The organism is Psychrobacter sp. (genome assembly GCF_035469765.1).
GTDB lineage: Bacteria > Pseudomonadota > Gammaproteobacteria > Pseudomonadales > Moraxellaceae > Psychrobacter.
Window position 1 is genome coordinate 1 of the sequence record NZ_DATIRM010000105.1, and the last position, 25280, is coordinate 25280.

The following is a 25280-nucleotide window of genomic DNA, read 5'->3' on the forward strand; positions in this document are numbered from 1 at the left end:
CTGCCACTATTCCCTAGCTATCTAGTGTTGAGAAGTAGTTTTTGCTATAATAGCTGACTTTATAATATTACTTAATGGTACCTCTTATAAGTCCTTGTAGTTCAAAGTTTGTTTATCTGGACTTTATGCCTTTAGGTAATACCTATCTCTTACAACATATCATAGCGGTTAGATATAATTGACGTAGTCTTACGGTTATATGATTGATGGTTGCAATCATCACTGCCAACGGACGCAAAAAGGTGAATAGATTATGGTAGCGATTACTTTACCCGATGGTAGCGTAAAAAACTTCGAAGGCAATACAACGGTCATGGAAGTGGCGCAAAGTATTGGGACAGGACTTGCTAAAGCAACTGTCGCTGGACGTGTAGATGGTCAGTTGGTAGATGCGCACGATCCTATCGTTGCAGATGCGAAAGTTGAAATCGTAACGCCAAAAGATGATGACGGTGTCGATATCATTCGCCATTCTTGTGCTCACCTATTAGGTCATGCAGTCAAGCAGCTATATCCTGATGTAAAAATGGTGATTGGTCCAGTTATCGATGACGGTTTTTATTATGATATCTATAGTGAGACGCCGTTTACGCCTGAGCATATGGCAGCCATTGAAAAACGTATGATGGAGCTGATTAAGCAAGATTATGACGTTATCAAAAAAATGACGCCACGTGCTGAAGCGATTCAAATTTTTGAAGAACGTGGTGAAGACTATAAACTTAAACTGATTAATGATATGCCGGGTGAAGAAGCCTTTGGTCTGTATCATCATCAAGAATATGTCGATATGTGCCGTGGTCCGCATGTACCAAACACCCGCTTCTTAAAAGTCTTTAAACTGACCAAAATGTCAGGTGCTTATTGGCGCGGTGATGCTAAGAACGAACAGCTACAACGTATTTATGGTACAGCTTGGGCAGATAAGAAAGATTTAAAAGCATACATCCAGCGTATTGAAGAAGCCGAAAAACGTGACCATCGTAAGATTGGTAAAGCGTTAAATCTGTTCCATATGCAAGAGCAGGCGCCGGGTATGGTATTTTGGCATGCTAATGGTTGGACGATTTATCAAGTACTTGAGCAATATATGCGTAAAGTACAGCACGATAATGGCTATGAAGAAATTAAAACACCGCAAATCGTCGATCGTAGCTTGTGGGAGCGTTCTGGACATTGGGGTAACTATGCGACCAATATGTTCACAACTGCCAGTGAAAACCGTGATTACGCGGTAAAACCGATGAACTGCCCTTGTCACGTGCAAGTCTTTAACCAAGGCTTAAAATCTTACCGTGACTTGCCATTACGTATGGCAGAGTTTGGCTCATGCCATCGTAACGAACCATCTGGCTCATTGCATGGTTTGATGCGTGTTCGTGGCTTCACTCAGGATGATGCGCATATCTTCTGTACGCAGTCGCAGATCCAGCAAGAAGTTGCTGATTTTATTAAGCTGACCCTTGCTGTTTATGAAGACTTTGGTTTTGATAATATCATTATGAAACTCTCGACCCGTCCTGAAAAACGTGTCGGCAGCGATGAGTCTTGGGATTTTGCAGAAAAAGCGTTAGCGGATGCATTAGATAGTTCAGGTCTTGATTGGGCTTATCTACCAGGTGAAGGCGCGTTTTATGGTCCGAAGATTGAATTTAGTCTGAAAGACTCATTAGGTCGCGTATGGCAGTGCGGCACCATTCAGGTTGACCCAAATATGCCTGAGCGTCTCGATGCTGAATTTGTCAATGAGCAAAACGAGCGCGAAGTACCAATTATGCTGCACCGTGCTATTTTAGGTTCATTTGAGCGCTTCATTGGTATCTTGATTGAAAACTATGCCGGTTGGATGCCAGTTTGGCTAGCGCCGCAGCAGGTTGCGGTCATGAATATCACTGATAAACAGGCGGATGCTTGTAAAAATGTGGTCAGCGAGCTTAAAAATGCTGGTTTACGTGCCGTTAGCGACTTGCGTAACGAAAAAATTGGATTTAAGATACGAGAGAAAACATTAGAACGCGTTCCTTATATGCTAGTATTAGGCGATAAAGAAGTCGAATCGGGCAGTGTCAATGTCCGTACTCGCGAAGGTGAAAACCTCGGCGTGATGAGTGTTGCTGAATTTATTACATTAGTACAGACCGCTGTCGCTGAAAAAGGCCGACAGACCCCAAAAACAGATGAGGAGTAATACCTATTAAACAGTCCAACCGTTTGAACATCAATGAAGATATCAGTGCCAAGGAAGTCCGTCTGGTTAAAGAAGACGGCGAACAGATGGGCGTGGTCGATATCGAAACCGCGATGAAAGCGGCACGTGAAGATAGTCTAGATTTGGTCGAGTTGGTTCCTGAAGCCAAGCCGCCTGTATGCAAAATCATGGATTATAAGCATTTCCTCTATGATCAAAAGCAAAAGGCGAAAGAAGCCAAGAAAAACCAAAAGCAGACTCAGCTTAAAGAGATGAAGCTACGTCCTAGCACCGAAGAAGCCGATTATCAGGTTAAACTGAGAAAAATCGTCAGCTTCTTGGAAGATCAAGATAAAGTTAAGATTAGCATTCGCTTCCGCGGACGTGAAATGGCGCACCAAGAGATTGGTCGCAAACAACTTGATCGTATCATTGAAGATACGGCTGATATCTCAAACGTCGAACAGTACCCTAAGATGGAAGGTCGTCAAATGGGCATGCTGTTAGGACCTACTAAGAAGAAATAGACTTTTTAATAGTCTATTCTTGGTGGTGGCTGTGTGTTTATATAGATATTCATGATTTCAACCATCAATATGCTACGGTATATTGGTGGTTTTTAGTATCTAGCACTATAAAAATAATAGTTACAAACTAAGTTTACAGTGCATTGCCACTTTTACTTTTAAATATACAAATCCGACCGCACTTTACAAAACCCATCTTCTCAACCTTTAGATTACACGGTAATCTAAAGACCTATTGTGCACTTCTTCATAATAATTTTAATAAAAACAGTTCAGCCGATAAAAATAATCATACCGCGACGATAAATATCGTTGGTAAAAAATCTAACCTCATTTAGATATGATAGGAAATCTTATGCAAGAATTAACTCCACCTGCCAACACCTCTACACCAACCCTTACCCTCACTGCGCCTGAGCCTGTAAAAGAGATACAAAAGAGCGAAGCTGATCAGATGGTAAAATTGGACGAAAGCGATATTCCAGAGCTTGATGCTAAAGTTGATGCTTTTGTCGATCACGTTATCAATAACTCAGTGCACAGCAATGAGTTTAAAGAAAATGTCCAATCTATCCATAATTTGGGTAACAAGGAAATTCGAGAATCGGCGCAAGTTTCTAATCGCATGTTAGCACTACCAGCGAAAAGTCTTAACGATAGTTTGTTTGATAACTCCCCTATTGCCAAGTCTTTGACGGAACTGCGTGGTATCGTCGAAGATTTAGACCCTAGTAAAAAAGAGCTGACCAGCTCACGTAAGCTGTTTGGTTTGATTCCATTTGGCAATAAAGTACAAGATTATTTCCGTCAGTACGAATCGGCGCAATCACATATCAATGCGGTAGTAACAAGCCTCTATAATGGCAAAGATGAGCTGCTCAAAGACAATGCCATGATTGAGCAAGAAAAAATCAATATGTGGGAGCTGATGCAGTCGATTCGTCAGTATATCTATGTGGGTAAAAAAATCGATGAGCAGCTTGAACAAAAAGTGTATGCGGTGGAAGCCACAGATCCTGAAAAAGCACGTATTATTAAAGAAGAGATGCTATTTTATGTCCGCCAAAAAAACACTGACTTTTTAACGCAATTGGCGGTAAATATTCAAGGTTATCTAGCGCTTGATACCATTCGTAAAAACAACTTAGAGCTGATTAAAGGCGTAGATCGCGCCACGACGACGACTATCTCTGCCTTACGTACAGCAGTGGTGGTCGCGCAAGCGATGACCAATCAAAAACTGGTACTTGACCAAATCACGGCTTTGAATAAAACCACTAGTAGCTTAATTGAATCAACTTCGGCAATGCTTAAACGTCAATCGCTTGAAATTCATGAGCAAGCGACCAGTAGCACGATTGAGCTTGATAAATTGCAAAATGCCTTCAATAATGTCTATGACACCATGGATATGATTAGCAATTATAAAATTGAAGCGCTTGAGAATATGAAGCAGACGGTCAATACCTTGACCACTGAGGTTGATAAAGCCCAAAAATACCTCGATAAATCTAATCAGACCACGGTATTAGAAGTGTCAAAAGAGTTGAACATGAAAAAAATAACCAATCAATCAAATACGGTCGATATTGATATTTGATTTAGATAAGCGTTCACTTTTAGTAAAATTTGACCGCTAACGACTACTCGCTATCAAATACAGATAAGACAATTGACCTAAGATATTGGGTCGTTGTTCGTGTTAAGATAGTCACTATTAATAATTTAAAAACAGATACGGTATTTTATGAGTTGGAATGATCCAAACGCCTCAAGTGAGGCACAAAAATATGACAACCCGATTCCTAGTCGCGAGCTGATATTAAGCACGATTAATGAGCATGGTGAAGTCACCCATCAGCAATTGGCAAAAGCCTTTAATATTGCTGACCCTGATCAATTTGACGCTTTGGGCAATCGCCTAAAAGCGATGGCACGCGATGGACAAGTAAACCGCGACGGTCGTCCTTATCGATATCGTACAGTCACACAGCACGATATCGTCACTGGTACAGTGACTGCCCATCCAAAAGGTTTTGGCTTTGTGTTATTAAGCGATATGCCTGACCTATTCTTGCATGAGAAACAAATGCGCTGGGTCTTTAATGGCGATACCGTAGAAGCGGTCGGTACTTCAACAGACAATCGTGGTCGTACTGAAGGACGTATCGTTGATGTCGTTGAACGTCGTCAAAATCACTTTATCGGCACGTTGGCGCATGATGAAGACGGCTATTGCGTTGAGCTTGGTAGCCCAAACAATCATCAGCCAATTACGGTTACAGAAGATAACGTGCAAGCGCTGAATGCCAAACAAGGCTCACCAGTAAAAGTTGACATCATTGATTGGCCAAATCAACATGAATTTGCCACCGGTAAAATCACAGAAGTTTTGTCTGATGTAAATGATCGCGAATTGATCATTGAGACCACGTTACTTAACTATGATATTCCATCAGATTTCAGCGAAGCGGCGCTCAAGCAAGCAAACGATTATAAAGAACCTATCGAAAAAGATTTAAAAGGTCGTATCGATTTACGTGATTTGCCATTGGTGACCATCGATGGTGAAGACGCGCGTGACTTTGATGATGCGGTATTTGCTGAGAAGCGTTCTGGCGGTAATTATCGTGTCCTAGTTGCGATTGCAGATGTTAGCTATTACGTGACGCCAAACTCGCCACTAGACCAAGATGCTTATGAGCGCGGCACATCAGTATATTTCCCACATCGAGTGATTCCGATGTTGCCTGAAGTACTGTCCAATGGTCTATGCTCATTGAATCCTAATCTTGACCGCCTTTGTATGGTTGCCGATATTAAGATATCACGTGCAGGCAAGGTCACGGGCTATGAGTTCTATCCTGGTGTCATGCATTCACAAGCACGTCTGACTTATAATCAAGTGAACGCTTATCTTGAGAATCCAAAAGACAGTAGCGTTCCTAAATCGTTGACAGAAAATAAAGATGTCAAAAAATCTGTCGATACCTTACATCAATTGTATGAGCTACTCCTTAAAAAGCGTGAAGAGCGTCATGCAATGGAGTTTGAGACGGTTGAAACTTATATTAAGTTCAATGAAAAAGGTGGCATAGAAGCAATCTTGCCTCGTACCCGCGGCGATGCTCAAAAGCTGATTGAAGAGTGTATGTTACTGGCTAATACTTGTGCGGCAAACTTTGCCCTGCAAAATGAGCTGCCAGCTTTGTATCGTAACCATGATAAACCCGATGGCGAAAAGTCGATGCGTATTCACGAATACGCCAAAAACTTTGGTTTGAGCTTCCCAGAAGAGAATCCAACCCAAGCAGATTATCAGCGTATCATTGAAGCAACTAAAGAGCGACCTGACTCGATTAGCATTCATAGCATGCTACTGCGTTCGATGATGCAAGCGAACTATTCACCTGACAATATCGGTCACTTTGGCTTGGCTTATGACGAGTACAGTCATTTCACCTCGCCGATTCGCCGTTACCCTGATTTAATGTTGCATCGTGCCATTAAATCAAAAGTGACCAATAGCAAGCAGCCTGTGATGGATTTCTCATTAGAAGGTGCTGGCCTGCAAACCTCAGATACTGAGCGCCGTGCTGAAAAAGCATCACGTTATGTGGAATCATGGCTGAAATGTCATTATATGAAAGACCACGTCGGCGAAGAGTTCGATGGTGTGGTGACTACCGTCACAAACTTTGGTTTATTTATCACCCTAACTGATTTGTATATCGATGGTTTGGTGCATATCTCTAATGTTGGTGATGATTTCTTTGTCTATGATGAGCAGCAACAACAGCTTATCGGTAAAGACAGAGGCACAGTGTTCGGCCTGGGTGATTCGGTCAAAGTAAAAGTAGCGGGCGTCAACATGGACCTGCTACAAATCGACTTTGAGTTAAAATCAAAGCTGCAATCTAGTAAAATGAATCAAACTAAAAAAGATCATTCGAACCGTAGTCAGTCAAACCAGAGTGCGACAAACAAGGATCAGCCAAAGAAATCACCTGCTAAGAAAAGCGGCAGCCGTGGTGGTAGAGGCAGTAGCAAAAAAAGCTAGCGCTGCTTGAATCTGTCGTATTAAAAAAGGCTAATGTTATCGTTAGCCTTTTTTTTTGCAGTTTTATAACGGTGGATGAATCACTATTGCGCACTCGTCATTTGCTCTAAGCGCGCAGCATCTGCTTGCTGTGCCTGATCTATTTTGCTGGTAGCATCATCGAGGATGGCTTTTGGCTGTTGTCCTAATGGCTGGCTTACTATATCTGATGTATGGCTGTCATTAGCACTGCTCGTATCAGAACCGTTATTTTCAGATACGGCTGCCTGAGTATCAGCCACTTCTGCCTGACTACTAGCTGTTATAGCTTCTCGGTTTTTTTCACGTTGATTGCCATTGATGATATTAAAACCGAGTAACACAACCATACCAACGATCGCAAAAACAACCAGATGTTTCATTTGCATAAAAAACTCTCGTCTATTTAGATAAAACATATATAGACGTTTTACTGCATTTTTTATGCCCACTTTTATAGTTAGTATTTAGCATTATTCCTGCGGGCTACTGTTACTCAATAAATCGGTTTCATCTGGATTTTCGGCAATTTCTTGCTCAACTTTTTCCATCAGTTTTTCATCGGGACGAGCATCAAGCACCTCATTAGCATTACGACCTTGTAAGATATGCTTCGCTCGCGCCTTTGCTTGCCTTTTATCTTTATCCTCAACCATCGTTTCAGTAGCTTGAGAGCTGTTAGATGCTTTAGAAGTATTCAAAGTATTGGGCGTCACATTTACTTTTGCGTTAGCATTCTCGTCACTAATGTGATTGTTTTGAAAATGCTCAAATGCTTTTTCTAGCTTATGGTTAAAACGCAGCTGGTAAATAGGCTCAGGTAAGCTAAATCCTTCATCTTCCAACGCATGCTTGGTTTCGCGAATGGCGATACTGCGGGCTTTGAAAAAATCAGCTTCTGATTGATTGACCCATACTTGAAACTGCAAAATAATATTTGAGTCGCCCACTTCCTTGATAACCGCAGTGACTTTTGGCTTATCTAAGGCAAAATCTAATTTACCTATCGCATCGATGCCCACTTTGATGGCAGCAAGTGGATCATCATTGGCGTCAACGCCTAATTCAAAAGTAAAACGGCGCTCAGGATTTTTGGTGTAATTTAAAATGGTAGCCTTAAAGACTTCGGCATTGGGTATACGTAATTGATTACCGTCTAATGTCATTAAAATAGTCGCACGTGACGTCAGACGCACCACAATCCCCTCTTGATCATTAATCAAAACATGATCGCGGGCGCGAAATGGCTGGCGAATACTGAGCATTAAAGAAGCAATATAGTTTTCAATGGTATCCTTGACCGCGAAACCAACGGCGATACCGATGACCCCTGCACCGCCAAGCAAGGTCCCTAAAATCGTCTCCGCGCCAATCAAGCTTAGCGCTAATATAAGCCCCAAAATAATAAAGATGACTTTGACGGTCTGCGACAATAATTCTGCGACAAAAGGATTGGGCGTTAAGCGTTGCCACATTTTTTGTCGATTAGACAACCAACTACCAAACCAAGTTACTAAAGCAAATAAAATAATCCCGACCAATAATAACGGCACGGCTTTGATAAGGTTTTTAGTTTGGGCTTTAATGCTTTGGTAAACCGTGGTGACATTATCTTGGACATCAAGCGTTCGGTTAATCTTATCTTCGACCGTTACGACATCTGTCAAACGGTTGGTAAGATTAATAGCTTGCTGGGCTTTTTTTTCGTTGGGTGTTTCACCGGTTAGAGTGACAACCCCTTGAGTGACGCCAACATTGATGGCTTGCAAGCCTTCAATTTCTGAAAAAATACCACTGATACGTTGGCGGATGTCATCATCATGTTGCGCAGTTTGAGCAGTTTCAATTTGAGTATTATTACTACTCTCGCCATTGATAAGAGGTGCTGGCTCAATTGAAATAGGTGTTAGCGGAGGTGGTACAGTTGGCGCTTGAGCCGGCAAAATGCTAATTTCAGGAGTATTACTAGGAAGAGGGGTGCTATTAATGTCATTAGCCGCATTAGGTAATGCGTTGCTATCAAGCGCAGGCTTGGCAGCATTATTATCTAATACAGAAGGATTAACGGTTTCGCTTTCTTGAACGGCATAAGCCGGTAAGCTCAACATGATGCTTAATAGCAGCCATTGACTCCACACTTTTAGGTACTTGCGTAACATAATGCGGTCAAAATAAGCGGCCATAAGCATCCTTGATTACACCTTATCTATCCAAAATCTAATAAGCGTATTTTTCAAATATTATTTACCGTCCAAATAAAGTTGTGCCTCACCCAAATCTAACGTGCCTTCATAGATAGCGCGACCAGTGATGATACCTTCGATACAATCACCATAAGGTTTTAACAGCTCAATATCTTTCATATCGGTGACGCCGCCTGAAGCAATCACTGGCAATCCACCTTCGCGCGCTAAATTGACGGTTTGCTCGACATTAACGCCTTGCATCATGCCATCACGGGCGATATCGGTATAGACGATAGAAGAGACGCCAACATCAGCAAAACGTTTGGCAAGCTCTGTGGCTTTGGTATCGGTGACATTTGCCCAACCATGAGTGGCGACCATGCCATCTTTGGCATCGATACCAACGATAATATGTCCAGCAAACTCACGGCAAGCCTCGGCAACGAAATCTGGATCTTCAACCGCTTTGGTACCAATAATAATATAGGTCAGACCAGCAGTAATATATTGCTCAATGGTTTGCATATTACGCACACCGCCGCCCAATTGAATTGGCAGCTTAGGGAAGGCTTTAGCAATATCATGTACCACTTGCTTATGTACCGGAATCCCATCAAATGCCCCATTTAGATCAACTAGATGCAAGCGGCGTGCGCCTTCTTTTACCCAACGTGCAGCCATTGCCACAGGGTCATCAGAAAATACCGTATCGTCTTCCATACGACCTTGTTTTAAGCGCACACACTTACCATCTTTTAGATCGATAGCAGGGATAATCACAGGGACAGCGCACATATAGCATTCCTTATAAAACGATATTAATAATAAAATAATAAAAAACTGGCTAGAACTTAAGGCTGATAAAATTCATTAAGCTCCCTTCATATCAAGCAACCAACTTAATATAAAGAGGCTAGAAGTGCAAACTTAAAATACCGTCATAGAATCGACTAAAGCTCTCTCTTATTAATGGCAAAAAACAAATATTCATAACCATAAGTTTTAGCCCAAAGAATCACTAGCAACATTAGGTAAATTCACTTGCCAACTGGTAATTTTAGGTCAGTTTAGCGTATAATCCTAGGTAAATTTGTATTTGTGCGATAAAACCCGATCGTCTGCTACCTATAGATGATTTCGATCAGCACAAGGTAGATGACAGCGCGGCATTGATAATCTATTAAACGTTGTGCTTCGCAACGACTATTACTCAGTAAAGTTGTTTATCCTATAATCATAGGTCATTCAACAGTGCTTAGATAGCTTTGACTCAGTATCACAAGTCATTTACCTCTTATTTAGATTCAGTCAAATGAATAGCGCTGCTTAAATCTCACAATATTATGAATTTTAAGGTTTTAATAAATCGTATGGTAAAACTGTATTTTATTTGAAACCATCCCTTTATGGACGGTTTTAAATTTGAATGTTTTAGTATACACCTTGGTAGCCAGTCGCCACTTTGGTCATTCGAATAAGACATTAACGTGTTGTTAAGGAGTCTAAGGTCAGCGTTAATACTCTTACTAGTAGTCATGAAGTGTCATTATTAGAAAACTTTATCGCTGTCTTTTTATAAGATATGATTTGGTTGTTTTAGTGATGGCGTTACCATTCATGCTGCCGATATACCACACAGGACGTCTGGTATCGTTTTAGACTATGGACTAAGTTTTCGCTTATGATTACCATCAAGAAAGGTTTGGATTTACCCATCACTGGTGAACCCTCCCGCGAGATATCTGAGCACAGACCTGCCCATGTGGCACTTATTGGCTATGATTATATTGGCATGAAGCCAACAATGAATGTCAAAGAAGGCGATATCGTAGCAAAAGGTCAACCCGTTTTTGAAGACAAAAAACGGGCTGGCGTTATCTACACTGCGCCTGCTGCTGGTAAGGTCATCGCGATCAAACGTGGTGAACGTCGTGTGTTTGAAAGTCTTGTGATTGCGGTTGACCCAAATGGTGCGGAAGTAGAATTTCAGCGCTACGACTCCCAGCAACTTGCTGACCTAGATTCTGAAGTTGTTGAAACCCAACTGCTTGCCTCTGGCGAATGGACGGCGTTCCGTACGCGTCCTTATAGCCGTGCTCCTGAAATCGGTGCTCGTCCTCATGCTATCTTCGTCACGGCAATGGATACCAATCCATTGGCGTTTGACCCGATGTTGCTGATTAATGAGCAATTGCAGGCGTTTAATGACGGTCTTGCCGTATTATCTACCCTCAGCCCAAAGACCTTTGTCTGCCATCATGGCAATAGTCAGTTGACGCCAGTTGCAAAAACTGCGGCTAATAATGTCACTGAATATCATAGCTTTGCGGGTAAACATCCTGCTGGTCTTGCAGGCACGCACATTCATTTCTTGCATCCTATCATGCGCGGTACAAGCGTCTGGACGATTGGTTATCAAGATGTGATTGCGATTGGCAAGCTATTTACTAGCGGGCGCTTATATACGCGTCGCCTACTGAGCTTAGCCGGTCCTGCTGTCAGTAACCCGCATATTATTGCCACTGAACGAGGTGCTGATATTGCTGCTTTTACCAAAGGTAATTTGACAGCTGGCGAGAACCGTGTGATTTCAGGTTCAGTGCTGTCTGGGCGTCAAGTATTTGGCAATATTGCCTATCTTGGTCGTTTTCATAATCAAGTCAGCGTGTTGGCAGAAGGTCATGAGCGTCCAGCGTTCCACTTCTTTACACCAGGTGCAAACCGCTTCTCTAAACTGCCTATCTATATTTCACAGTTTTTTGGTGGCAAAAAATATAACTTCACAACCACGAGCAATGGCTCACCTAGAGCGATGGTGCCAATCGGTGTCTATGAAGAAGTCATGCCACAAGACTATCTGCCAACCCAGCTATTGCGTGCTTTGATTATCGAAGACATCATCACTGCTGTAGATTTGGGCGTACTTGAATTGGACGAAGAAGATTTAGCATTATGCACCTTCGTATCTCCTGGCAAATATGAATTCGGCGATATTTTGCGTGATAACTTAACGCGCATTGAGCTGGAGGGCTAACCACGATGAAATTTTTACACAATATGTTCGATCGTATGGAGCCGTCTTTCACCAAGGGTGGCAAACATGCAAAATACTATGCCATTTTTGAGATGTTTGATACGTTTTTGCGTCAACCAAGCTCAACGACATACGCATCATCACATGTACGTGACGGTATTGATCTAAAGCGTATTATGATTACCGTCTGGTTATGTACCTTCCCTGCCATGTTTTGGGGTATGTACAATATCGGTCATCAAGCATTAACTGCGATTGCAACGCTTGGCTTGCAGCCTGAAGGCTGGCGTACCATTATTACCAGTATGGCAGGCTACAACCCAGAAAGTATCTGGGCAAGCTTTGTCTACGGTGCCATGCAGTTCTTACCCATTTATCTTGTGACCTTTGGGGTTGGTATTCTCTGTGAGATTATCTTTGCCGTCGTCCGTGGTCATGAAGTCAACGAAGGTTTCTTTGTTACCTCTGTACTGTTTGCGCTAACTCTACCACCAGATATTCCATTATGGCAAGTTGCCTTAGGTATTATCTTTGGTGTGGTTGTGGCAAAAGAAGTCTTTGGCGGTACTGGTAAAAACTTCCTTAACCCTGCTCTATCAGGTCGTGCGTTCTTATACTTTGCTTATCCTGCTTATATGTCAGGCGACTCAGTATGGACCGCGGTTGATGGCTTCTCGGGTGCAACGCCACTTGGTCTTGCCGCGCTTGGCGTCGTTCCACAAGATTTTGTTGATGTTTATGGCAATGCCATCACGTGGAGTGATGCATTCTTAGGCAACATGCAAGGTAGTATCGGTGAAGTATCAACCTTGGCAATCCTCATGGGTGCTGCTGTCCTACTTTGGACGCGCATTGCTTCATGGCGCATTATGCTAGGTTGTGTGGTTGGTCTGATTGCCACATCTCTTGTCTTTAATATGATTGGCTCTGAAGATAATATGATGATGAGCTTGCCGTTTTACTGGCATTTGGTTATCGGTGGTTTTGCCTTTGGTGCCGTATTTATGGCAACTGACCCAGTATCTGCTGCGCATACCAATAAAGGGCGCTGGGCTTACGGTATCTTGATTGGTTTTATGACCGTATTGATTCGCGTCATCAACCCAGCTTTCCCAGAAGGCATCATGCTAGCCATTCTATTTGCTAACTTATTTGCGCCATTGTTTGACTATTTTGTCACTCAAGCAAATATCAAACGCCAAACAGCTCGGAGGGTTCGTTATGTCCAAGCCCAAAAGTAATAATGCAAAAACCATCAGTGTGGCGTTGACGCTATGCTTGGTGTGTTCTGTATTGGTCTCAGCTGCGGCTGTAGGTTTAAAACCTGCGCAAGTAGAAAACGCACGTTTAGACCGTAATAAGAACATCTTGGTTGCAGCTGGTATGTTTGACCCTGCGTCTGATACCAATGAAGATGTGGCAGAGCGTTTTAAAGATTTTGAAGTAAAAATCGTTGACCTTAATAAAGGCAACTACCTTGATGATGACGCACTTACCGCTGTTGGTATCCCTGATCGTAATGCTTACGATGCCAGTCAAGCAACTAAGAATAAAGCTTTAAGTGAAGACTTGGGCAGTAATGATCCTGCCGGTATCGGTCGTAAGCCTAAATATGCCAAAGTCTATGTCAAAAGCGATGACGCTGGCAAACCTGAAATGGTGGTTCTACCGATTCAGGGTTATGGACTATGGGGTACGATTTATGGTTTCTTAACGCTTGAAAGTGACATGAATACCATCAAAGGTATTAGCTTTTATGAGCATAAAGAAACCCCAGGTCTAGGCGCTCGTATCGAAGAGCCAGAATGGCGTGCGATGTGGAGTGGCATTCACTCTTATGATGACAAAGGTGTCGTTGCTACTGGCGTGACAAAAGCCGGTAATCCAAAAGAGAACTGGGTTGACGGTATCAGTGGTGCAACCTTGACCAGTCGCGGCGTCAGTAACATGATTCAGTTTTGGTTGGGTGAGCAAGGCTATAAGCCGTACTTAGACCAACTGCGTGAAGAAAGTGGTAAAACACTGGCAGATACTGAAGTAAAAGCCAGTCAAAGCCCGTATAAAAAACTGGGCCAAAACCTACATCAACAGCAGGCGCATCCCGTAACCGAACTGGTAGCAGTAGTACCAGCAGCACACGGCAAGGAGGCATAACATGGCTGATACAAAAAGTATTTTAACCTCGCCTATTTTTGACAATAACCCTATTGCCCTACAGATCTTAGGTATCTGTTCAGCATTAGCGGTTACCACAAGTGTGGCAAATGCGTTGGTAATGAGTGTGGCGTTGACCTTGGTCACCGCGTTTTCAAGCTTTTTTATCTCTATTATCCGTAAGCAAATTCCATCGAGCATTCGTATTATCGTGCAGATGACGATTATTGCTTCATTGGTTATCTTGGTTGATCAGATACTAAAAGCGGTCGCTTATGATGTGAGTAAAGGCTTGTCAGTCTTTGTCGGTTTGATTATCACCAACTGTATCGTAATGGGACGTGCTGAAGCATTTGCGATGAGCAATCCGCCTATTCCAAGTTTCTTGGATGGTATCGGTAACGGTTTGGGTTATTCAGCCGTACTACTATTTGTCGCCAGTATCCGTGAGATTTTGGGTGCAGGCAGCTGGTTTGGTATCACCATTTTACAAACCGCAACCGATGGTGGCTGGTATGTACCAAATGGTCTATTGCTATTACCGCCGTCAGCATTCTTCATTATCGCCCTGTTTATCGTGATTATCCGTACATGGAAACCTGATCAGGTCGAAGACGCTGAATTTGTAATGAAGCCGCAATCTAAAGGCATGGCTCAAGGGGGCGGTCACTAATGGGACATTATGTCAGTTTATTTATAACCTCGGTCTTTATCGAGAATATGGCGCTGGCCTACTTCTTAGGCATGTGTACCTTTTTAGCCGTATCAAAAAAGGTTTCAACCGCTATCGGTCTTGGGGTAGCAGTAGTTGTCGTGATGGCCATTACCGTCCCGCTAAATAACCTACTGTTTCAGTTCATCCTAAAAGATGGTGCGCTGGCATGGGCAGGTTTCCCCGATATCGACTTAAGCTTTTTGGGTCTGCTCAGTTATATCGGTTTGATTGCTGCCACCGTACAGATTCTAGAGATGTTCTTAGATAAGTTCGTCCCAAGTCTATATAACGCGCTGGGTGTGTTCTTACCGCTTATCACCGTCAACTGTGCCATCTTAGGTGGCGTACTGTTTATGGTAGAACGTGATTATAATTTTGGCGAATCAGTCGTATACGGCGTCGGCGCAGGCTTCGGTTGGGCATTGGCAATTACCGCATTGGCAGGTATTCGTGAAAAGCTAAAATACTCGGACATTCCAGCACCGCTGCGTGGTCTTGGTATTACCTTTATCACGGTTGGTCTGATGTCACTTGGCTTTATGTCGTTTGGCGGTATGTCAATTTAAACCGCTGAGCTTAAAAGCTTATTTAGCGATTTGACCTATTTAATTCATTTATTCGGTAGGGGTTCAGGAAACACGCAATGACGTCTTTTCGCTCCCCTACTCCATAGATTAAGGATACCTACCATGGATTACGCTACGGCGATTGGTGGCGTTGCTATGTTTACCTTGATCATCATGGGTCTCGTTGCCATTATTTTGGCAGCGCGCTCACGACTGGTCAGTTCAGGCGATGTTACTATCCATATTAATGATAATCCCGAAAATGACGTTGTAACACCTGCAGGCGGTAAACTGCTACAAACATTGGCAAGCGAAGGTATTTTCTTATCTTCAGCTTGTGGTGGCGGTGGTACTTGTGCGCAGTGTCGTTGCCGCGTTATTGAAGGGGGCGGCTCTATTCTGCCTACCGAAGAAGGCTACTTTACCCAAGGTGAGATTCGCAATCATATGCGTCTTGCCTGTCAGGTAGCCGTTAAGCAAGACATGAAAATTGAGATTGATCCTGAATTCTTTGATGTACAAAAATGGGAATGTGAGGTTATCTCTAATGATAACGTTGCCACCTTTATTAAAGAATTGGTACTGAAAATTCCAGATGGCGAAGAAGTGAACTTCCGCGCTGGTGGCTATGTACAGTTAGAAGCGCCACCGCATGAAGTACACTATAAAGACTTTGATGTTGCAGAAGAATACCGCGAAGATTGGGAAAAATTCGGCATCTTTAATTATGTGTCAAAAGTTGATGAGCCAGTTATCCGTGCTTATTCAATGGCCAACTATCCTCAAGAAAAAGGTCTTATCAAGTTCAACATTCGTATCGCAAGTCCACCGCCACGTGGACCAGACGGTATCCCACCAGGTAAGATGTCTTCTTGGACATTCAGCTTAAAGCCTGGCGATAAAGTTACGGTATCAGGTCCTTACGGTGAGTTCTTTGCTAAGAAAACCGAAGCTGAGATGATCTTCGTCGGCGGTGGTGCAGGTATGGCACCAATGCGCTCGCACATTTTTGATCAGCTTAAGCGTTTGAACACAGACCGTAAAATCAGCTTTTGGTATGGTGCACGTTCTATTCGTGAGATGTTCTACGTAGAAGACTATGACCAACTTCAAGAAGATTTTTCTAACTTCCAGTGGCATGTGGCGTTATCTGATCCGCAGCCTGAAGACAATTGGACAGGTTACACTGGCTTTATTCATAACGTATTGTTAGAAGAATATCTGAAAGACCATCCAAACCCAGAAGACTGTGAGTACTACATGTGTGGGCCACCGATGATGAATGCGGCAGTTATCGATATGCTACATAGCCTAGGTGTGGAAGATGAAAATATCATGCTTGATGACTTTGGCGGTTAATTCGGATGGTTAAGCAAAGAAAGTATATTTAAATTGATAAATAAAAAAAAGAGTCTCAATTGAGGCTCTTTTTTTGTTTCTTAAACCTTATATTTGTAGTATTTTTTTATTAACATCTCATATTATTGAACGGCTGTTTATTTTTAATCATTTGAATTCAGTCTAACTAAATGTGCAGTTCATACACTCATTCTTAATTAAAAGCTCTAATATGAAAGCCGGTATCTTTACAGGCATAGTTGCCGCTACATTAATACTATCTGCTTGTACCTCTGCGCCTAAAGTTCAACTTACATGGCAAAAAGTCGGTATATAAAAACATGATACACATAGCTCTATACAAAAATGTCGTTACCAAATTAGGATAACTAAAGTACATAACGAAAGAGAAAGCGATTTGTTTAACTCGTGTATGGAATCAGAAGGTTACCGCTATACAAGTCAAAAAGTAGCTGAAAGATAGCTCCTATAATATAGTCAAATAATAATTAGTTAAAATTGAAGGCATAATATCAGATGCCTTTTTTATTGTTTTAAATTTACTATATGTCGACAATTAGCGTTATGGGTGATAAGGGGTGTAAAATAGGCAATGCTTAGCTCACTTAATAGCTAACGCCCCATTTACCCCTTCGCTATATCAAGCTGTGATGACTCATATGAAAAACCCAAGCATGCAAAAATCAGCACCACTCTCATTCTCTGTTAAATCAATGAATACCGCCCTACTACCTATTATCGCTATAAGCGCTGCATTGGGTATGAGCGCTTGCCAGCAAAAGACCGATTATAATAATCTCAGCGGTGAGACCATGGGCACTAGCTACCATATTAGTTATCAATTACCTAAAGGCGCTGATGGAGCGGCCATACAAGCAGCAATCGATAAGCGCCTGCAAGATATCAATGACAGCATGTCAACTTATCAAGCTGACTCTACCATCTCTAAATTTAATCAATTAGGCAAAGACACGCCTATTATCATTGATGAAGATTTTAATCATGTGTTAGCAGCTTCAAGACAAGTTTATCAGCTATCCGGTGGTGCCTTTGACCCTACCGTGATGCCACTCATTGATACATGGGGCTTTGGTAGCACGATGACCGTTGAGCGTTTACAAAGCCCACCGACAGCATTGGAGATTGCGCAAGCCAAAGCCTTGGTCGACTTCGACAGTGTCATTCAAAAAGATAAGACTATCTATAAAGCAAAAGATGGCATCGGGCTTGATTTTTCCGCTGTGGCTAAAGGCTATGGTGTTGATGTCATCGCTGATGTACTAAAAAATAATTATCAAATTCGCAACTATATGGTTGAGATTGGCGGTGAGGTGGCAACTTCTGGCGTCAGTGCGCAACAACAACCTTGGCAAATTGCGATTGATGCACCGATTGAGGGCAGTACCGTCAGCGAGCGTCAAACCATGGCAGTGATTCGTCAACCGATGAATAATGGCAACACGATGCATCTAGCGACCTCTGGCAATTATCGTAATTCAATCGTCTTTGCTGGTAAGCATTATAGTCATACCATTGATCCTACGACAGGGGAGCCGATTGTAGGTGGTGCGCCATCGGTAACAGTCGCGGCAGACACCGTCGCGCTGGCTGATGCTTGGGCAACTGCCTTGACCGCGATGCCTTATGAAAAAGCATTAAGCGTTGCCAAGGAACAAAACATAGCGGCATTGTTTGTCATATTGGCAGATGGTGTAAGCATAGAAGCAGCCGCGGACAGTATTGATGATTGGCAAGTAGTACAAACACCTGCTATGCAAGCATTGCGTGCTGATAAAAAATCTAGCTAAGATTAGAGTATTTATAGAAGTAGCACGATATCTTTTTTAAATATATCTTTCTTAAATTGTTTTCTTAAGCTGAGAAGCTCAAACGGACAAGATGAATTTTTGCTATACTATTAATAAGTTATCACGCAGATAACTGTCCTACTTTTAATGCGAGGTCTCCTCTATGCTTAGCCAACTGCTTCCCATGCTTGCTATCACCTTTACCGTATTCATGCTGTTTTTTATCTTTATGGGTATCGGTTATATGGTCAACAAAAAGCCGCTTAGAGGGTCTTGTGGCGGTGTTGCCAAATTGATGGGCAATGAGAAATGCTCGTACTGTGGTGATGACCCTAATAAATGCGATTCCATAATCGCAGAACAACAAGAGAACGCTTTAAAAGCGGCTCAGTTGGGCAAATCGGTGTAAACAGTCGGTTTGTTACCATACGCTGGTAGTATTTAGCCGTCATTTGTTCTTATAATAGCGTCAGGCCTTATAAAAAAAGGGCTGGCGCTATTTTTTATGGCGCACCGTTATTGTTCCACATCACTACTTATATATACTCATATTACCTTACCCGTTAAGGTAGCAAGTTCATATGAGCGGCTTTCTGCCAATATTTCGACATTCTATTTTTTTGTCTAACTCATCTTCTTTGTGAGATTTTTCTGGTGTTATTTCGCAAGCGACGATTCTTCGGCGCTGTTCAATGACGTGTGTTTTTTCTTATTCTAATAATAGTCGTGCTGCTATGTCTACCTCTCCTAATGTGCAAAATGATTTGCCTTTACAGTCTCAGACGGTTCAGCTGCCCTCTTCCCGCTTTACGTTTTGGCTGGTGCTGTGTGCCATGATTCTATTGGCGACCAATATGCGCTCGCCGATTGTGGCAATAGGTTCTATTGCGCCGGTGGTTCAAGGAGCGCTCAATATCTCCGAAACCCAAATCGGCTGGCTTGGCGCGGTGCCGATGCTGACCTTTGCACTTGCAGCGTTTATTGCGCCAGCGATTGGTAAGCGTTTTGGGCTTGAAAACACTTTAATTGCGATGATTAGCCTCTTAACAATGGGCATGATTATTCGTAGCCTTATTCCCACTTGGATTGGTTTTTTAGGTGGCACATTACTACTGACGTTAGCGATTGGTTTTGCCAATACCCTTGCGACGCCTGTTATCAAGCAACGTACGCCCAATCATATCCCTTTAATTACTGGATTATTCAGTCTCACCATGACTGTGTCGGCAGGGATTGTCGCTGGCGTGGTCTTGCCATTATCTGAGCAAGTAGGCTGGCAATGGGCGCTTGGTGGTTGGTCGATTTTGGGCGTGTTTGCCATCGTTATCTGGGTATTCTTACGACTGCGTTTAGGCTCGTCGAGCGATCAGATTGTCCCTATCGCTACTCAAGGTTCTTCTGATATTTCTATGTGGCGTACTGGCTTTGCTTGGCAAATTGCCATATTTATGGGCTTACAATCGCTGCTTTTTTATACAGCTGCCAGTTTTTTACCGTCGATTTGGCTCAGTAAAGGCTTGTCAGCGGTAAGCGCGGGACAGATGAACTCGGTATTCCAGTTTATGGCGCCTGTGGCGATTTTAAGCTTAACGTGGCTGGTCAATCGTGGACGTCCTATTCAAGCGCTGGCAGTACTTGCAGCGGTTTTAAATGTGATTGGTATCTTAGGAGTCAGCTATTTATCTGCTGATTTGGCGTGGTTGTGGTCGGCGCTGATGGGCATTGGTTGTTCAGCGATTTTTACCTTAAGTATGATGCTGTTTTCGATGCGTACTTATAGCGCCAATCAATCAAGTGAGCTGTCGGGTATGGCGCAAGCGGTCGGGTATTTGATTGCGTTTTTTGGTCCATTAGGGACTGGTTGGTTACATGAAGCAACGGACAGCTGGGATTTACCCTTACTCATTATGCTGATATTAATGGTGGTAAACGTAGGATTTGCTTGGACGGTCAGCCGTCCGGTGATGGTCGATGGGAAGAATATTTAATTTTTATCATTAATCAATTAACTTTTGCACCATATTGCTGTTTCTCTGATTCTGCTAGACTGGTTCTATTGCCTATAGGACAGCAGAATTATGATAAACAGACCTTTTCGCTTACTGCAGCGCTTGCTCACGGTTGCAGCATTGACCGTAGCAATCGCAATCAGTGGTTGTCAAAAAACGCCTGATGCCAATGAAGCTAAGACGGATACTGGCACTCAAAACAGCAATAAAAATACCAGTCAAACCTCTGATACTCAACCATCTCAAAACACATCTACGACGAACCCTGCTGAACAACAAGCACCTTTGACCATATTGGCGTTAGGTGACTCGTTGACAGAAGGACTTGGAGTCGATAATGATGCCAATTACCCCGCTCAGCTACAAACACGCTTGCAAGAACTTGGTTATAAAGACATTAAAGTGATTAATTCAGGATTGAGCGGCGAGACCAGTACGGGCTTGGTCAATCGATTAGATTGGGTATTACAGACCAAACCTGATATCACTATTTTGACCATTGGTGCCAATGATGCCATTCGTGGTATTGATGTCGCGACGGTTGAAGCCAATATTCGTACTGCCGTAAAGCGCCTACAGGACAATGATAGCGTGGTCATCTTAGGTGGTATGCAGATCTATGATAACCTTGGCTCTGATTATGTAAAATCTTTTGCGGCGATATATCCCAGAGTGGCGAAAGACATGAACGTTACGCTCATTCCGTTCTTTTTAGACGGTGTAGGCGGCGATCCTAAGCTCAATCAAGCGGATGCCATTCATCCGACCAAAGAAGGTTATACGCTGATCGTTAATGACAATATCTTGCCGATATTGCAGCCTGAGCTTAAAAAAATAAATCCGTCGAATGTGACCAACACACCTACTGAGACTGCACAATGACATCAGCATTACCTACCTCAAAAGCAGCACTGCTCACTGCCACTAAGCTAAATAAAACCGTACACGTTGGTGACCAGTACTTATCTATTATTAAAGACGTCGACATTCACGTTAATGCTGGCGAGTTTGTGGTGATCATGGGTAAATCTGGCTCTGGTAAATCTACTTTGTTGGGTTTGTTAGCGGCATTAGATTATCCTGATAGCGGCGACGTTGAGCTGGCAGGTCAAACCTTAAGCCGATTAAATGAAGATGCTTTAGCGGTTATTCGTCAGCGCGATATGGGTTTTGTGTTTCAGTCCTTTCATCTGTTGCCAACGCTAACCGTTGCTGAAAATATCGCTTTTCCATTGGACATTGCTCGTCGTCCAGATGCGGCGCGCGTCGATGAGTTGATTGAGGCGGTTGATTTGGGTCATAGGCGTCATAGCTTGCCAAACCAATTATCAGGTGGCGAACAGCAGCGTACGGCGGTTGCACGTGCACTGGTATCACGCCCAAAGATTGTCTTTGCTGATGAGCCTACCGGTAATTTAGATGAACAAAATGCCAATCAAGTCATGCAATTATTACTGGATTTGCGTCAGAAAACAGGTTCGGCACTGGTGGTGGTCACCCATGATTCAGCACTTGCTGACATGGCAGATCGCGTCATTACCATGCATGATGGGCGGATTGTATCGTAATGGATAATAAGAATATAGAAGACACCTCATCGACTGATAATATCGATAGCATGGCTAAAGAGTCAGACGCTAGTGGTGGTATCATACGCCAGCTATTGACGACTACCTTGGGCTTACAAGGATTGGGCGCGCAAGCACTCAGCCGCAGCTGGTGGCAGCGCTGGATATATCCAGTATTATTTTTACTGACTTTGACGCTATCACTCGCTACCTATCTTACACTTGACTCTATTCAGCAGTCAGTTGACACCTATATCAATGACAATCAGCGTGCTTTGGTCGGTGGCGATTTAATCTTAAACAGTAAGCAAGATTGGCCAAGCGAAGTATTAACGCAGATTGATACCCTTGCCGATACACAAACGGTTTTTGACTATCAGTTTAGCGCGATGGTTGTCACTGATGATCAGACTTTGCTTGCCAGCATAAAAGCGGTTTCCCAATCTTATCCATTATATGGTGACGTCGAGCTGGCATCAGGACAGCCATTATGGCAGCAGCTCACAGCCAATAATGTGGTGGTTGCCCCCGAAGTACTCAAAAGCTTAAGCGCTGATATTGGTGACCAAATTACTATTGGTGATGCGCAATTTATCATTAGTGATGTGCTGACAAAAGAGCCTGACCGTCCGCTGAGCGCCTTTGGCTTCGGTGGTCGTATTTTGATGCCACAGCAGGCGTTAGATGCGACCAATCTATTGGGACAGCGTAGCCGTATTAATTACCGTATTGAGCTGGCAGGTAATGCAGAGTTGATGGCGACCCAGCGCGATAAACTGACGCAAATACTGACCAACTATCCTGATATCGAGCTTTCTGATGCAGAATCTGCGGATACCTCGGTCTCGCGTATCTCTGATAATGTATTGATGTTTTTAAAGCTTTTGGTCATTGCCGTATTGTTATTGTCCGCAGTGGCTATGTATGGCGTCATCACAGCATTTGTGACCAAGCAGCAGTCGAGCAATGCGATACGTTTGGCACTGGGTGAGCCGCTTAGCTCCCTTAAACGCAGCTATTATCAACTCCTTATTATTACCGCCATCATCGCTTGTATCGCAGCGATTTTAGTCAGCTTTGGCTTACTCAAAGTCGGTCAGCCTTATCTTGTGGCTATCTTACCAGCTGACGTCAACTTGGCTATTAACCCTATCAGCGCCATTAAAACCACCGTTATAGCCTTGGTGCTCACGCTACTCATCGCCCAACGCGGCTTGAGCACATTGAATACCACCAAACCTGCTACCTTGCTCAATCAAGGTGCAAGCTCAGCTGTGCAACATCTGCCTTGGTATAAACGCTTGCCATTACTTTGGTATGGGTTAATGCTGGCTGGTCTATATGTGTTTTTTGTTTATGAAGTAGGCGGATGGTTATTTGGCGCGCAGTTATTAATCGGTTTAATTGGCTTTGTGAGCGTATTTTGGCTATTGGCACGTGGCTGGCTGTGGTTATTGGCACGTATCGCAAGTAACGCTAAAATAGGCTGGATGCAGCGTATTGCGATTCATAACCTTGCGCGTAAAGGCAACCAATCGGCATTATTTTTTGTCACCTTAGCACTATCGGTGGCGGTACTGACTCTCATTACCACGCTCAATCACAGTATCAACGCCCAGTTCATCAATGCTTATCCTGAAGATGCGCCCAATCTGTTTTTGTTAGACATCCAGAGCGATCAGCATGCTGAGATTGATAGCATTATTGGCGCACCAGTGAGCTACTACCCAGTCATCCGTGCTCGAGTAGTGACTGCCAATAATATACCTGTACAGGATATTGAGCCTGCTGATGGCTTTGATGACCCTGCACGTGTCTTTAATCTCAGCTATGCAGATACAGTAATGGACACTGAATTCATTACGGATTCTGTAGCAGACAATCAGCTGTATGCACCCATTAACACTGAAAATAAAGACCCATCGTCAACCGTTGCACCCTTATCTATTTTGGATACTGCTGCCAGCTTACTGAATGTCGGTATGGGTGATGAAGTGCGTTTTAATATCCAAGGGATTGAAATCGTCGGGCAGATTACCAGTATCCGCTCACGTTATGAACAAGGACCCAGTCCTTATTTTTACTTTTTATTTGAGCCAGCTGTTCTCTCTACTGCCCCGCAGATTCAATTTGCCACCGCTCATGTAAACGCTGATGATATTCCAGATCTGCAAGGAAAAATGGTACGACAATTCCCTGCAGTGACGACGATAGACGGGACAGCTATCGCTCAGCAAATCCAAGAGTTGGTGGTGCAAATGAGCCGTTTGGTCTACGTCTTTACGCTACTCGCCTTACTGACTGGTGTCATGGTACTGATTAGCTCGTTATTATCCACCTCACAAGACCGTCTGCAAGAAAGCGCCTCATTTAGGCTGCTAGGGATGCAAAAACGCGACTTGTATATGCTAAACATACTAGAGCTTGGAGTATTGGGAATTAGTGCGGCGACCTTTGCGATCATTATCGCCAGCGTTGGCGCATGGGCTGCCCTCACCCAATGGTTTAATCTACAATTTAGTGTGCCATGGGCAAGCCTGAGTATCGGTAGTATGACGTTAGTCGTCTTGCTGTTTGCCATTGCCATAATTTATGTGCGATTGGTGATTGGACGTGGGATTATGGCAAGGGTAAGAGCGATGATTTAATATTTTCTTATTATTAGTAAACGTTTTCAAAATTTAGGTTAGCTTGAGCATTATTTAGCTTAAGCTAACCTATTTTTTAGTTTAGTATTAACCTCTTTAAATTTTGCTATTTGCTATCCTGTTTTTTAAATAATACATTTTATATCACTTTATGGCATTTTATATTCTCTTACAATCCTTTATAACAGCACGGTAACCTTATGAAATTCTCAAAGTTCGGTCAAAAATTTACCCAGCCCACGGGCATCTCACAATTGATGGATGATTTGGGCGATGCACTAAACAGCGATAAACCGGTCAACATGCTGGGCGGTGGTAACCCTGCCAAAATTGATGCCGTCAATGAGTTGTTTTTGGAGACTTACAAGGCGCTTGGTAATGATAACGATACGGGCGAAGCCAATAGTAGCGCTATTATTAGCATGGCGAATTACTCCAAT

19 protein-coding genes and 1 pseudogene are annotated in these 25280 nt (G+C 43.1%); 17 read left to right on the forward strand and 3 right to left on the reverse strand.

From position 1 onward, the window contains the following. Positions 1-253 precede the first annotated feature (253 nt). The 4 genes from thrS (at position 254) to rnr (ending at position 6775) form a co-directional block, all read left to right on the forward strand. Complete coding sequence (thrS, locus tag VLN09_RS02895) at positions 254-2188, forward strand: threonine--tRNA ligase (RefSeq protein WP_325243705.1); 1935 nt, start codon at positions 254-256, stop codon at positions 2186-2188. A gap of 23 nt (positions 2189-2211) precedes the next feature. Next, the gene (infC, locus tag VLN09_RS02900; RefSeq protein ID WP_079692898.1) at positions 2212-2715 is read left to right on the forward strand and encodes a translation initiation factor IF-3; all 504 of its coding nucleotides are present in this window, start codon (positions 2212-2214) and stop codon (positions 2713-2715) included. 355 nt (positions 2716-3070) lie between these two features. Next, positions 3071-4315, forward strand: coding sequence for a toxic anion resistance protein (locus VLN09_RS02905; protein ID WP_325243706.1), 1245 nt, complete (start codon positions 3071-3073; stop codon positions 4313-4315). A gap of 147 nt (positions 4316-4462) precedes the next feature. Next, a complete protein-coding gene (gene rnr / locus VLN09_RS02910; RefSeq protein ID WP_325243707.1) occupies positions 4463-6775 on the forward strand; it encodes a ribonuclease R in 2313 nt (770 codons plus the stop codon). A gap of 83 nt (positions 6776-6858) precedes the next feature. On the opposite strand, the gene VLN09_RS02915 is transcribed toward rnr, so the two are convergent. The 3 genes from VLN09_RS02915 to hisA form a co-directional block, all read right to left on the reverse strand. Then, a complete protein-coding gene (locus VLN09_RS02915) occupies positions 6859-7182 on the reverse strand; it encodes a hypothetical protein (protein ID WP_325243708.1) in 324 nt (107 codons plus the stop codon). A gap of 84 nt (positions 7183-7266) precedes the next feature. Continuing rightward, positions 7267-8976, reverse strand: coding sequence for a mechanosensitive ion channel family protein (locus VLN09_RS02920; protein WP_325243709.1), 1710 nt, complete (start codon positions 8974-8976; stop codon positions 7267-7269). 57 nt (positions 8977-9033) lie between these two features. Beyond that, positions 9034-9774, reverse strand: a complete 741-nt coding sequence (hisA, locus tag VLN09_RS02925; protein ID WP_011514724.1) for a 1-(5-phosphoribosyl)-5-[(5-phosphoribosylamino)methylideneamino]imidazole-4-carboxamide isomerase — start codon at positions 9772-9774, stop codon at positions 9034-9036. Between the two features lie 886 nt (positions 9775-10660). Between hisA and VLN09_RS02930 the strand changes: the two genes are divergently transcribed. The 13 genes and pseudogenes from VLN09_RS02930 to VLN09_RS02990 all read left to right on the forward strand — a co-directional run. Then, on the forward strand, positions 10661-12013 hold the full coding sequence (locus tag VLN09_RS02930) for a Na(+)-translocating NADH-quinone reductase subunit A (protein WP_325243710.1): 1353 nt from the start codon (positions 10661-10663) through the stop codon (positions 12011-12013). Between the two features lie 5 nt (positions 12014-12018). Beyond that, the gene (locus VLN09_RS02935; RefSeq protein ID WP_325243711.1) at positions 12019-13254 is read left to right on the forward strand and encodes an NADH:ubiquinone reductase (Na(+)-transporting) subunit B; all 1236 of its coding nucleotides are present in this window, start codon (positions 12019-12021) and stop codon (positions 13252-13254) included. Further along, complete coding sequence (locus VLN09_RS02940) at positions 13235-14167, forward strand: Na(+)-translocating NADH-quinone reductase subunit C (RefSeq protein ID WP_325243712.1); 933 nt, start codon at positions 13235-13237, stop codon at positions 14165-14167. The genes VLN09_RS02935 and VLN09_RS02940 overlap by 20 nt, the downstream gene beginning before the upstream one ends. Position 14168: 1 nt before the next feature. Then, positions 14169-14840 carry an NADH:ubiquinone reductase (Na(+)-transporting) subunit D gene (locus tag VLN09_RS02945; protein WP_011514728.1) on the forward strand — a complete coding sequence of 224 codons (672 nt, stop codon included), beginning with the start codon at positions 14169-14171 and terminating at the stop codon, positions 14838-14840. After that, positions 14840-15448 (forward strand): NADH:ubiquinone reductase (Na(+)-transporting) subunit E, encoded by a 609-nt coding sequence (nqrE, locus tag VLN09_RS02950; protein WP_011281361.1) that lies wholly within the window; start codon positions 14840-14842, stop codon positions 15446-15448. Before VLN09_RS02945 ends, nqrE begins: the two co-directional genes overlap by 1 nt. Positions 15449-15571: 123 nt before the next feature. Further along, entirely contained in the window at positions 15572-16807 is a 1236-nt protein-coding gene (gene nqrF, locus VLN09_RS02955) for an NADH:ubiquinone reductase (Na(+)-transporting) subunit F (protein ID WP_325243713.1), read from the forward strand. 659 nt (positions 16808-17466) lie between these two features. Further along, positions 17467-18615 (forward strand): FAD:protein FMN transferase, encoded by a 1149-nt coding sequence (locus tag VLN09_RS02960; protein ID WP_325243714.1) that lies wholly within the window; start codon positions 17467-17469, stop codon positions 18613-18615. Between the two features lie 163 nt (positions 18616-18778). Further along, positions 18779-19024, forward strand: a complete 246-nt coding sequence (gene nqrM, locus VLN09_RS02965) for a (Na+)-NQR maturation NqrM (protein WP_011281364.1) — start codon at positions 18779-18781, stop codon at positions 19022-19024. Positions 19025-19307: 283 nt separating this feature from the next. Next, entirely contained in the window at positions 19308-20603 is a 1296-nt protein-coding gene (locus VLN09_RS02970; RefSeq protein ID WP_414709075.1) for a CynX/NimT family MFS transporter, read from the forward strand. Between the two features lie 90 nt (positions 20604-20693). Continuing rightward, positions 20694-21506, forward strand: coding sequence for an arylesterase (locus VLN09_RS02975; RefSeq protein WP_325243716.1), 813 nt, complete (start codon positions 20694-20696; stop codon positions 21504-21506). Then, on the forward strand, positions 21503-22192 hold the full coding sequence (locus VLN09_RS02980) for an ABC transporter ATP-binding protein (RefSeq protein WP_325243717.1): 690 nt from the start codon (positions 21503-21505) through the stop codon (positions 22190-22192). Before VLN09_RS02975 ends, VLN09_RS02980 begins: the two co-directional genes overlap by 4 nt. Beyond that, positions 22192-24840, forward strand: coding sequence for an ABC transporter permease (locus VLN09_RS02985; protein ID WP_325243718.1), 2649 nt, complete (start codon positions 22192-22194; stop codon positions 24838-24840). The genes VLN09_RS02980 and VLN09_RS02985 overlap by 1 nt, the downstream gene beginning before the upstream one ends. Before the next feature lie 200 nt (positions 24841-25040). Next, a pseudogene (locus VLN09_RS02990) lies at positions 25041-25280 on the forward strand (valine--pyruvate transaminase); the annotation flags it as partial.